We start from the raw sequence: 11340 nt of genomic DNA, 5'->3' as shown, positions 1-11340 counted from the left end.
TAAAAAGAATTCAGATTTCGGCCGCTCTGGGGCGACACGAATTAATGCAGACTAATACGCAAGGCCGCAGCCGTCGCAAACGGCGACAAGGTTGCGCTCACGGCCAGCATTGCGCCCAGAATCGCCAGATAACCCCCGATCGGTAATCCCATGCTGGCCGCATCAATCGCTGCGCTGGCAAAAATCAAAACCGGTATCGATAACGGCAACACCAGCAGACTGAGTAACACCCCACCGCGTCGTAGTCCGACCGTCAATCCGGTGCCAATCGCACCCAGAAAGCTCAGCGTTGGGGTGCCAAGTAACAGCGTCAGCGCCATCGCGCGCCAGCCAGAGAAATCCAGCGAGAGTAATAAGGCGGCCAGCGGCGATAATAAAATTAAAGGCAGGCCGGTAATTAACCAGTGAGCAATCACTTTGCCCAGCACAGTAAGCGGCAGCGGCGTTGGCAGCAGGAGTAATTGCTCAAGCGAACCATCAAGAAAATCATCGCGGAACAGCCGCTCAAGCGCCAGCAGCGAGGCCAGTAAGGCAGCAACCCATGCTACGCCCGGCGCAATACGCGCCAGCTGTTGCGGCTCTGGTCCAATACCTAATGGAAACAGCGTGATAACAATCAGGAAAAACCACAGCGGATTAATTACCTCAGCGCCGCTGCGGAAGGCGATTTTTAATTCGCGCTGAATGACCCGGCCTAACATCAAGCCCACTCCGAAGTAAGGCGAATTTTACGCACGCGATCCCGATTACCGGGGAGATCCTGATGCGTGGTGAGAATCACCGCACCACCGTTATCGGCATGAGCAGCGAAACGCGCCATTAATTTTTCCACGCCACCTTTATCAATGGCGGTAAGCGGTTCGTCGAGGATCCACACCGATGCCGGGCTGAGCCACAGTCGGGCCAGTGCCACGCGTCGCTGCTGCCCTGCGGAGAGTTGCGCTACCGGCACCTCTTCAAACCCCAGTAAATCAACCTGTTCAAGGGCATCAAAGATCGCGTTTTCATTGCTGCTACCGTGCCAGAAATGCAGATTCTCTAATGGAGAAAGTACCGATTTCACGCCAGGATGATGGCCGAGATACAGCAGGTTTTGTTGCCATATTTCGCGCTGCTGACGGATTGGCTGTGTTTGCCACAGTACTTCACCTTCTTCCGCGCGGCTTAATCCGGCCAGCAAGCGCAGCAGTGACGTTTTGCCAGCCCCGTTCGGCCCTTCGATTTGCACAATGTCGCGCGGTTGCACCCGGAAGCTCAATCCGTGAAACAAGGTTCGCTCATCACGAACGCATGAGAGATTAATGACTTCGAGCATAAGAAGGGAGAATCACGGCAATGAATGAGGCGGGGATAATACCACAATGAATCTGTGGGCCGAAGCCTGTGAGCCCGTCACCCCTTACCCCAAATGAGGTATTCATGCGCATCAGATCAATGAATCGCTCAAAAATCCATCTCAGTTAAAACTTCGTTACTCTTATTTTGAATCTTCGTAACAAAATACCCTTGCTAAAACCAACTACTCTTATTACGCATTGGCATTATCACCAGGGGAAAACATGAAACATTCACCATCGATTTCAAACAGTGACAACGATGTAGAGAGTGATGAAAAAGATCAAGGTAAGGAGATTGAAGTCGATGAAGATGCTCTGCCCTCGCAGGCCGCGGCGATTCATGAAGAGATTCGCCAGGATGGGGAAAAAGAGTTAGAACGCGATGGTATGGCGCTGCTGTGGTCTGCCGTGGCCGCGGGATTGTCGATGAGCGCATCCTTGATGGCAAAAGGCATTTTTCAGGTCCATTTGAAAGGCGTACCCGGCGCATTTTTACTGGAGAACCTGGGATATACCTTTGGTTTTGTCATCGTGATAATGGCGCGTCAGCAGCTGTTTACCGAGAACACCGTAACTGCCGTTTTACCCGTGATGCACAAACCCACCGGCAGCAACTTTGCTCTGCTGTTGCGCCTGTGGGGCGTGGTGCTGGTCGGCAATTTAATCGGTACCGCATTGGGCGCATTAGCCTTCAATCATATGCCGATTTTTGACGATGCTACCCGCCAGGCCTTTACCGCCATCAGCGAAAAAGTGATGGTAAACCCACCAAGCGAAATGTTCGCTAATGCGGTGATTTCCGGCTGGATTATCGCCACCATGGTATGGATGTTCCCCTATGCGGGCGCGGCAAAAATTGTGGTAATTGTCATGATGACTTGGCTGGTTGCGCTCGGAGACTTAGCGCATATCGTGGTGGGCTCCGTTGAGGTGCTGTATCTGGTGTTTGCCGGTACGCTGCCCTGGTATGAATTCTTTTGGCCTTTTGCGCTGCCCACGCTGCTCGGCAATATCACCGGCGGTACGCTTATTTTTGCTTTGATCAGCCATGCGCAGATTCGTAATGACATGAGTGAAGCGGCAAAAGCGAAAGCGCGTGCGGAACAGAAGCGGAAAAAGAAGCAAAAACAGGTGTGAGGTTGGCCTTATATTGTTGATTGATTGAGCAATCAACCTTCGCGTAGTTAAAATTAACCGCGTGGTGCGTTATACTGCGCGCCCGGCGTCTCCTTAGTTAAATGGATATAACGAGCCCCTCCTAAGGGCTAGTTGCAGGTTCGATTCCTGCAGGGGACACCAGTTAATTGCCGTTCTCCCTCTTAAATCAGCCCTCTCGCTACGGCAAGCGTTCATCCATCCGTGCTCATTATTCTCGCCACAACTCATTTTATTTGCTGGTTAATCGCCTCAAGCCGATCGCTTTAAGTGCCCTATTAGCCCTGATCTTGCCGCCATGCCGAAGGCGTAACGCCATGCAGTTGACGGAAGCGGTTACTGAAGTGACTTGATGAGTGGAAACCGCATCGCAACGCGATTTCCGTTAGCGGTAGACGGCTAAATTTCAGCAGCTGCAAAGCGGCATCCATGCGGCGACGCATGACGTATTGATGCGGCGCTTCGCCGACGCTACTACGGAACATACGGGCAAAATGGTATTCGCTCAACGCAGCCTCAGAGGCTAATTGCGCCAGTGTTAAAGGTTGTTCGAGCTGCGCGTCGATATAAGCCATTATCCGTCGCAGTACCGCAGGGGCGAGGCCACCGCGCACCTGCGGCGTAAGCCACTGCACATCACTGTAGCGCTGTAACAGATGCGTCATCAATAACGTTGAGGTACTGCTCAGCATCAACTGATTGGCTGGCTGCTGCCAGTCGGTGCTTAACAGAAAGTGGCGATAGAGCTGCGTGATACGATCGTCAGCGGCAAATACCTTTTCATGCAAATTGAGTTGTGATGGGCTGCGATCCCAAATTTGCTCACCCAGATGGCGGAGATGCTCATCGGTACAGTAAAGATGAACAAAGGAGAGATCGGCACGGATATCCCACACCGATTCTACGCCGCCGGGCATCAGGCAAAAGCGATCTGGTCCGCCGCCGTTGCGCCAGCCGTGCTGAGTTTTATGCCATGTTTCATAGCCGTCGGCGGTATACAGGCTCAGCGTATGGTGATTGCTGAGGTTAGTGACGCGATCGCCGCTGTTAAACCATGCCGCCAGCTTGATACCGCTCGAAAGCTGTACGCTATCGCGCAGTTGCGCTTTATGCCGCTGTAGCATGTTAAAGGTCTGATAATCGGCCATGGTTCACTATCGCTCGCAGTTGATTAGCGCACAGTGTACGGATCTCAGCAGACAGAGAACAGGCCACGGCAGGACAAGGAAAGAAAAAGCGCAAGATTTTGCAATTGTCTCGCAAAAGCGTGCAAGCCGACGATGAGCATTCGCGCCACACTGCGGGCCAGTTCTTGCCGGAGAGTTTGTGATGAATTTAATGTTGTATCTTGCCGTTGTGATGATTTGGGGCACTACCTGGATCGCCATTTTCTTGCAGCAGGAAGCGGCTGAAACACCGGTATTGGTGGCGGTATTTTGGCGGTTTTTACTGGCTTCGCTGGTGATGTTGGCGATATTAAAACTGATGCGCCGCCTGCGCGCGCTCGATAAGCGCGATCACCTCTTTTGCCTGCTACAAGGCTGCTGTGTGTTTGGCTTTAACTTTGTCTGCTTCTACCATGCAGCGGCGTGGATTAGCAGCGGACTGGAGTCGGTCATCTTCTCAATGGCAGTACTTTACAACGCTCTCAACAGCTGGATTTTCTTTCGTCAACGCCCTTCGTTTCGTCTACTGCCTGCCGCGGTTCTTGGCCTTGGCGGCATTGTCGCGCTGTTCTGGAATGATATTCAGGCTGCGCATCCCGCCCCGCCACTGTTGTGGGGTGTGGGTTTGAGTGCGCTTGGTACCCTTGGTTTCTCATTCGGAAATATGATTTCCCTGCGTCATCAGCGTCGGCAGCGTGATGTGCTCACCACCAACAGCTACGCCATGCTTTACGGCGCGTTGGTGATGGCTGCATTGGCATTACTTAACGGCGACTCGCTGGCTCCAGCGCTGAACGTCCAGTGGCTATCCGCCATGGGCTATCTGGCGATATTCGGTTCAGTGTTGGGATTTGGCGCTTACTTCACGCTGGTGGGTCGTATCGGTGCCAGCCAGGCAGCGTATAGCACGCTACTCTTCCCGTTAGTGGCGCTCACGCTCTCAACCCTTTATGAGGGGTATCATTGGCACAGTAATGCCATTGTAGGCTTAGTCATGATTTTGGCAGGCAATATGGTGATGTTTGTACGCTGGCCTACGCCGAGGCGCTTGCGCCCGGCATGAAAAACGAGAGCGGGCATTGCGCCCGCTCTTTTGTTCCTCTAGCGCCAGCCCTGAACGCCGATATTGAGCTGGTGAGGTTTAGTGATGGCTTTCCTGGCAATCCAGTAAAGCAGGACGCGTTCATCGTCTTTGTCGCGGTCGGCCATTGCCAGTAATTTCAGCGACAATGTGGATTTATTCACTGGTTGATGCTCATCGCTTAACTCGATCACCGCCTGACCGATAATGCAGCAAACCTCATCCTCGCTCGACGTGGATTCATATGCTCGGTCTTTCATATTTCCTCCTCTTGAATGAATTTTAAGCCTGGCAAACATCGCCAGCTTTGCAGGTAATATAGCGCCAAAGATACACCTGCTTACACATGGTTACCCGCAGCAATCGCTACGCTTGAAATGACATCACGATTTGTCATCGCAATGTCATTCATACCCGTTTCGCTGCATTTCATTCCCTTGTCTTGTCTCTTCGCGCCAATGCCCACCCCGCACGCGCGAAGGCACTTTATTATCGCCTCAGATTCCGCATTCTCGAATGAGAGACAAAAATGAAAACAGCAACCAACGCGAATTACCAACGTACTCGCATACTTACTCTAATCGGCACCATTATCACTCAGTTCGCTTTGGGCTCGGTTTACACCTGGAGCCTGTTTAACGGTCAGCTGGCACAGAAACTTGATGCGCCTATCAGCCAGGTGGCCTTCTCGTTTGGATTGCTCAGTCTTGGCCTGGCAATCGCATCATCACTGGCCGGGAAGTTGCAAGAACGTTTTGGCGTGCGCAACGTAACCATCGGCGCAGGTATTCTCATGGCGTTAGGGTTCTGGCTGACAGCTCATGCCGACAATCTGATGATGCTGTACCTCAGCGCCGGTATCCTGGTTGGACTCGCAGATGGTGCCGGTTATTTGATGACACTATCAAACTGCGTGAAATGGTTCCCTGAGCGCAAAGGACTGATTTCTGCCTGCTCTATTGGTGCATACGGATTAGGAAGTCTTGGTTTCAAATTTATTTGCGGTGCGCTGCTCAGCACTCAAGGCCTCGAAAACACCTTCATGATTTGGGGTGTCCTGGCCATGAGTATGATCATTTTCGGTGCGCTGATGATGCGTGATGCGCCCATGCAGAAAAGTGGTGGCAACGCGCTGCTTGAGGCAAAAGATTATACCCTCGCACAGTCGATGCGCTTACCGCAGTATTGGATGCTGGCACTGATGTTCCTGACGGCTTGCATGAGCGGTTTGTACGTCATTGGCGTGGCGAAAGATATCGGCGAGGGCATGGTGCATCTTAGCGCGCAGACAGCAGCGAATGCGGTGACGGTGATTGCAATAGCCAATCTCAGTGGTCGTCTTATTCTTGGTGTGCTTTCGGACAAAATGGCGCGTATTCGTGTGATTACGCTCGCGCAGATTGTCTCCCTGGCAGGTATGAGTATTCTGCTGTTCACTCACATGAATGAAACCACCTTCTTCCTGTCATTAGCCTGCGTCGCCTTTAGCTTTGGCGGTACCATCACCGTATTCCCGTCACTGGTGAGCGATTTCTTTGGGCTCAATAACCTGACCAAGAACTATGGCTTAATCTACCTCGGCTTCGGTATCGGCAGCGTACTGGGTTCTTTGGTCGCCTCTGCGTTCGGTGGTTTTACCGTCACCTTCAGCCTGATTATGACCTTGCTGGTGATTTCACTGGTCCTGTCGCTCAGCATCCGTCTGCCAAATCGTCAAACCGTGGCAGAACCTTTATTGAATAATTAACCCTATCGGACTGCCGCTTTATTCGGCGGCAGTCATTCTCTTCACCATTTATCCACAATACACTTTTATTAAGACCCTCAATTATTCACCCTTGCCTTTCGGAATAATCGCGTTATTATTATCAGGCATTCGGTCTATTCCGATTGGTTTATTTTAGCGTCCGCCATTTTTAGCATTTAATTGACACACTCCGTAATACATCCAGTAATAACTCTACATTTCCTGCATCTTCACTCCACTATTCCACTGTAATCTGGCGTCATTGGAACAGAGGAGGACTCTCCATGAAAAAGCTCATTAAGATTGCGTCAGTGGTAGCCATTATGACGATGTTAAGTGGCTGTATTATCGATCACGGTCGCGGCGGCCCTGGCTGGGGCCATAACGGAGGTGGAGGCTGGCATCATGGGCACGGCGGTTATGGACACCGCAGATAGTTGGGCAAAGCACACACAGCAAATAATAAGAAAATGAAAAGGGCGGGAATTATCCCGCCCTATTTTTTTAGCTTTTTACCGCATAATTGCATTGATACCAGGCTTTCTTTAATCCGGGCAAATGGCTTTTTTGCGCAGGCAATGATTCCACTTTGTCAAAACCCCGCTGACTACAATAATTTGCCAGGTCAATTTCCATGGCATCTTTATTAAGCTTTTGCGGATCGTAGCGATACTGTACGGTATTTGAGCTGATATCTTCATCCACGCGCTCAAATCCTCCCGGCTTGCTGACACTGCACCCGGCCAACATAAAAAGCGCCAAAGCGCTAACAAACACTTTTTTCATTAGGATGTCCTCTCAAGCGTCGCAGTCTAAAATGCAACGCCGCGCTCATCTATAGGAGTAAAGCGCGAAATGTCTGGTTACTGCGAAGTTTTTGCCAATCAAATCAATAAAACCAAACGGTTTTGCTTATCACACCACCGGTGCGATGATGCCCTCAGACAAAACGACGTCTGCACCACACCAGGTGATTACATAAAAATGATACGGAAAGTGACCTTTATGCCCGCGCTGAGCGGGCTTTTTTTTGCCCGCTAACCGGTAAGGCTGACCATCTTACGCAAAAGATTGGCGGCCTGTTTGTCAGGCAATGCGAGAATGCCGTTATAGAGATCGATCGACATCGCACACATCGCATCGCGATCGACGGCGGTATCAGCAGGCATATTGAGTTGTTGCAGCCTATCGCCCCACTTGCCATACAACTTCTCCACGACGCTTTGCAGATCGCGCTGCGCTGCAGCCTGATCCAGCGGCTGTTCCTGACCGGTGCTCTGCTGAAGCAAGGTTTCAAGTGCCTGAGCGTCTCGCTGATTCAATTCGGGCGACAGCACCTGTTGCAGGTTAACGCCGCCATTCACCTGGGGATAGAGGAAGCGGAAGCAGCGCTGTGGTTCCTGCTGTTGCAGCGCCTGCATCTCTTCAACCGACACGCGCACGTAGTTGAGAATTGCCGCATCGGGAGCACGCGTGAGGCGCTGATTCACCAGATCCATCAGCCAACCACGCATATCGCCCAGAGCCTGATCGGCGGGTACGCCTTCCAGCCGCTTATGCAGCAGCTCGCGATTCAGCAGCTGCCACAGCGCGGGTTCCTGAATTTTTAGCAGGCGATAACCGGGCGCGAGGCTGAGCTGTGTCGCGACGTCAGAGACTAACGCCTGCCGCTCCTGTCGCGGATGCAGCCAACTGAACCACAGCAAATTCGCCAGAACGAGCGGCAGTAGAAACAGCAGCACCCCTTGCCAAACGCTGAGCGAGGTGGTGCGCACCAGCAAAATGATAATGATCGCCAGCAGCACGAAAGCCGCAAGCGTAATAGGAAAAAGCGAGAGCATCGAACGGCGTTAATCCTTACGAACATCAATTAAAACCGGGCAATTGGCGCGCTCAATAACCGCCGCGCTAACCGACCCTTTCAACAGGCGGTTAAACGGCGACAGATGACGCCGTCCCATGATAATCATGCTGGCTTGCAAGAGAGACGATTGCGCAACAATGGTTTCCGCCGCTTCGCCTGCCAGAATTAACCCTTTGGCGGTGACGCCCGCTCGCAGCAAAGGGGCTAACGCATGACGCACCACCATTTCGGCGGTGTTTTGCTCATCTTTCGCCGCGACAAAATCATCAGGATCTTCACCCGCGTCAATCTCAATCGGCTGATTGCATGAGGAATAAGCAGGATCGACGCAGCACAGTACTGTGACCTGAGCCTGTTGTGCCAATGCCTGTTCAATGGTCAACGCAATCACTTTCTCCGCCACCGGTGAGTTATCGATGGCCATCAGCAAGGTTTTCATCAGTTGGTTATCCTTCCACAGCGGTCATTTTGCCAATTTCACGAATCAAGGCATCTTTGCACTTGATGATTTGCTCACGATAGTGCGCTTCGTGTTTATGAAAACGCGCGCTCGGAACCAGCAGCGAAATGGAGAATCGACCAAATAGCGTGTCGATAGCAACCGCCATGGTTGAAACGCCCTCCAGCGTTTCACCGCGGTCGATCGCCAGTCCGCTGCTGCGCACTTCCGCAATTAATGCCAACAATTGTGGCAGCGTTTTCACCGTCATCTCGGTCAACTCTTTATAAGCTTCACCCATCATCACGCGCACATCATCATCGCTTTCCAGCGCCAGCAACGCGCGTCCACCTGAAGTGCTATACAGCGGCAGATTTAAACCGATGCGCGGCACCACGCGTAGTTCACGCGATGCGACAACATAGTGCACGATGGATAACTGCGTTCCGTTAGCGCGCGAAAGCGAGACCGTTTCATTTATCTCTGATGAAAGTTGCTCGAGGAAGGGCCGTACAATATCCACCACGTCGCTGTGTACGCTGGAGATGAGTTTAAGCAACGCAGGCCCGAGGCGTAAACCGCCCGCTCCACTGCTGCGCACCAGCTGCGCACTATCCAGTGCGGCGACGATGCGCTGCACCGTGGAGCGCGGCAAATCAACCACCTGTGCGATTTCACCCAAACTCATGCCGCCAGGATGCTCACCCAGCGCATTTAAAATTTTTGCCGCACGTGCGATGACCTGAATACCACCCGCTTTTTCATCCTCACGGCTTGAGGGACGTTCAACCATTTATCTCTTCCTTTTTGGCCTGCCCTACTCTAGCGCGAATGATCGCACTTTTACACCCTGTATCACATTGCAATACAGCATATCGATATGTAATATGCCACCTGTATCACATTGCAATACACTGCATCAACATTATAACGAGAAGCCTGCTATGAACGCCCAGCCCACTGCGGCTCCGGTGCCCCATCCATTTACCCTGCGCCTGGCGCTGGGACTGGTTGGCGTGCTGATCGCCGCCCTCACTTCAGGATTGAACGATCGCGTCACCGATATCGCGTTAGCCGACATCCGCGCCGCTATCGGCATCAGCTACGACCAGGGAAGCTGGATCATTTCCGCCTACCAGGCCGCTGAAGTGGCGGCAATGATGATTGCGCCCTGGCTAGCCGTCACCTTTTCACTGCGACGCTTTGCGCTCTGCGTCTCTGCAGGCTTTATGCTCAGCGGCCTGCTGCTGCCATTAATGCCTAACGCGCCACTGTTTATTGCGCTGCGCGTGGTGCAAGGTTTGTTTGGTGGTGCGCTGCCGCCGATGCTGATGACCGTCGCGCTGCGCTTCCTGCCGCCGCCAATCAAACTTTATGGTTTAGCGGGCTATGCGCTGACCGCGACTTTTGGTCCGAATATGGCGGCCTCGCTGGCAGCGTTCTGGACCGATGAGGTCAGCTGGCTGTTTGTATTCTGGCAAGTGGTTCCCGCCATGCTCATCGCCATGCTGCTGATTGGCTGGGGCTTGCCGCAGGATCCGCTGCGCCTTGAGCGTTTCAAACAGATCGATCTTTTCGGCATGATTACCGGCTGCAGCGGCATGGCGCTGTTAATTTTGGCACTGACGCAGGGCGAGCGGCTCGATTGGCTCGAGTCGCCGTTATTCTGCGCCCTATTATTCAGCGCGCTGGCGTTGCTGACTGTTTTCTTTATTAATGAATGGTTTCACCCGCTGCCGCTGTTCAAATTGCAAATGCTGGGCAGGCGCAACCTCGCACATGGGCTGCTGGTGCTGGCAGGCGTGCTGATTCTTTCCCTGTCGGGTTCAGCGCTGCCTTCGGCCTATCTGGCGCAGGTGCAGGGTTTTCGCACGCTGCAATTTGCACCGCTGGCGTTAACCATTGGCTTACCGCAGTTGCTCATAGCGCCGTTCCTTGCCGCACTGCTGAATATTCGCTGGGTCGATTGCCGTTGGATGCTCACGGCGGGCGTCGCGCTACTGGTGACGTCCTGCTTGCTGGGCATGCACATTACCACCGACTGGGCACGCCAGAATTTCTGGCTGATTCAGATTCTGCAGGCTTTCGGTCAGCCAATGGTGATTTTACCGGTGTTGATGAGCGCCACCAGCGTGGTCGCACCGCCGGAAGGCCCTTTTGCTTCAGCGATGTTCAATACCGTGCGCGGCTTCTCCAGCATCGCGGCTGGTACGCTGGTTGAATGGTTTATCAGCCACCGCGAACAGTTTCACTCCAATGTGCTGATCAATAACGCCACCGGCCGCGCATGGCTGATGACCGCCCCTGACAGCACGCAGTCCAGCAGCAGTTTCCCCCTGCTGCCTGACGGCAGTGCCAGCAGCGCAGAAAACCTGAGCGGCTTTGCCACCTTACTGAAACACCAGGCGATGGTGCTGAGCCTGAGCGATTGCTATCAGATGCTGATTGCATTCGCCGCCCTGCTTTTACTGTTAACCGCCTGGCTGCCAAAACGCGTCTGGCCGCCACAAACGCTGATTCAACCTGTAACGACGACGTCGGGATAATTGCT

At 53.0% G+C, this 11340-nt stretch carries 13 protein-coding genes and 1 tRNA gene; 6 read left to right on the top strand and 8 right to left on the bottom strand.

Going from position 1 to position 11340, the window contains the following annotated elements:
• Positions 1-41: 41 nt before the first annotated feature.
• The gene (gene ccmB, locus CRO19_RS15060) at positions 42-701 is read right to left on the bottom strand and encodes a heme exporter protein CcmB (protein ID WP_097096543.1); all 660 of its coding nucleotides are present in this window, start codon (positions 699-701) and stop codon (positions 42-44) included.
• On the bottom strand, positions 701-1315 hold the full coding sequence (ccmA, locus tag CRO19_RS15055) for a cytochrome c biogenesis heme-transporting ATPase CcmA (protein ID WP_097096542.1): 615 nt from the start codon (positions 1313-1315) through the stop codon (positions 701-703). The genes ccmB and ccmA overlap by 1 nt, the downstream gene beginning before the upstream one ends.
• 244 nt (positions 1316-1559) lie before the next feature.
• Between ccmA and CRO19_RS15050 the strand changes: the two genes are divergently transcribed.
• Together CRO19_RS15050 and CRO19_RS15045 are read left to right on the top strand one after the other, a co-directional pair.
• Positions 1560-2474, top strand: coding sequence for a formate/nitrite transporter family protein (locus tag CRO19_RS15050; RefSeq protein WP_097096541.1), 915 nt, complete (start codon positions 1560-1562; stop codon positions 2472-2474).
• Positions 2475-2561: 87 nt separating this feature from the next.
• Positions 2562-2636 (top strand) — tRNA-Arg (locus tag CRO19_RS15045).
• A 134-nt stretch (positions 2637-2770) separates the two neighbouring features.
• On the opposite strand, the gene CRO19_RS15040 is transcribed toward CRO19_RS15045, so the two are convergent.
• Entirely contained in the window at positions 2771-3640 is an 870-nt protein-coding gene (locus CRO19_RS15040; RefSeq protein ID WP_097096540.1) for a helix-turn-helix domain-containing protein, read from the bottom strand.
• A gap of 181 nt (positions 3641-3821) precedes the next feature.
• On the opposite strand from CRO19_RS15040, the gene CRO19_RS15035 reads away from it, so the two are divergent.
• A complete protein-coding gene (locus CRO19_RS15035) occupies positions 3822-4721 on the top strand; it encodes a DMT family transporter (RefSeq protein WP_097096539.1) in 900 nt (299 codons plus the stop codon).
• Positions 4722-4759: 38 nt separating this feature from the next.
• Here the strand turns inward: CRO19_RS15035 and CRO19_RS15030 are convergent, their stop codons facing one another.
• Positions 4760-4999, bottom strand: a complete 240-nt coding sequence (locus tag CRO19_RS15030; protein ID WP_097096538.1) for a hypothetical protein — start codon at positions 4997-4999, stop codon at positions 4760-4762.
• A 269-nt stretch (positions 5000-5268) separates the two neighbouring features.
• On the opposite strand from CRO19_RS15030, the gene CRO19_RS15025 reads away from it, so the two are divergent.
• Both CRO19_RS15025 and CRO19_RS26105 read left to right on the top strand, forming a co-directional pair.
• A complete protein-coding gene (locus tag CRO19_RS15025; protein ID WP_097096537.1) occupies positions 5269-6486 on the top strand; it encodes an L-lactate MFS transporter in 1218 nt (405 codons plus the stop codon).
• Between the two features lie 284 nt (positions 6487-6770).
• Complete coding sequence (locus CRO19_RS26105) at positions 6771-6923, top strand: hypothetical protein (RefSeq protein WP_176519157.1); 153 nt, start codon at positions 6771-6773, stop codon at positions 6921-6923.
• 67 nt (positions 6924-6990) lie between these two features.
• Here CRO19_RS26105 and CRO19_RS15020 read toward each other — a convergent pair whose 3' ends face one another.
• The 4 genes from CRO19_RS15020 to CRO19_RS15005 form a co-directional block, all read right to left on the bottom strand.
• Positions 6991-7272 carry a putative periplasmic lipoprotein gene (locus tag CRO19_RS15020; RefSeq protein ID WP_097096536.1) on the bottom strand — a complete coding sequence of 94 codons (282 nt, stop codon included), beginning with the start codon at positions 7270-7272 and terminating at the stop codon, positions 6991-6993.
• Positions 7273-7523: 251 nt separating this feature from the next.
• Positions 7524-8327 (bottom strand): hypothetical protein, encoded by an 804-nt coding sequence (locus tag CRO19_RS15015; protein WP_097096535.1) that lies wholly within the window; start codon positions 8325-8327, stop codon positions 7524-7526.
• Between the two features lie 9 nt (positions 8328-8336).
• Positions 8337-8789 (bottom strand): universal stress protein, encoded by a 453-nt coding sequence (locus CRO19_RS15010; protein WP_097096534.1) that lies wholly within the window; start codon positions 8787-8789, stop codon positions 8337-8339.
• A 7-nt stretch (positions 8790-8796) separates the two neighbouring features.
• On the bottom strand, positions 8797-9582 hold the full coding sequence (locus CRO19_RS15005) for an IclR family transcriptional regulator (RefSeq protein WP_097096533.1): 786 nt from the start codon (positions 9580-9582) through the stop codon (positions 8797-8799).
• 151 nt (positions 9583-9733) lie between these two features.
• On the opposite strand from CRO19_RS15005, the gene CRO19_RS15000 reads away from it, so the two are divergent.
• Complete coding sequence (locus tag CRO19_RS15000; RefSeq protein ID WP_097096532.1) at positions 9734-11335, top strand: MFS transporter; 1602 nt, start codon at positions 9734-9736, stop codon at positions 11333-11335.
• The last annotated feature ends 5 nt before the right edge of the window (positions 11336-11340 follow it).

Source organism: Candidatus Pantoea floridensis, assembly GCF_900215435.1.
Classification (GTDB): Bacteria; Pseudomonadota; Gammaproteobacteria; order Enterobacterales; family Enterobacteriaceae; genus Pantoea; species Pantoea floridensis.
The sequence above is the reverse complement of the archived record's forward strand: the minus strand, read 5'-3'. Positions and strand labels throughout refer to the sequence as shown.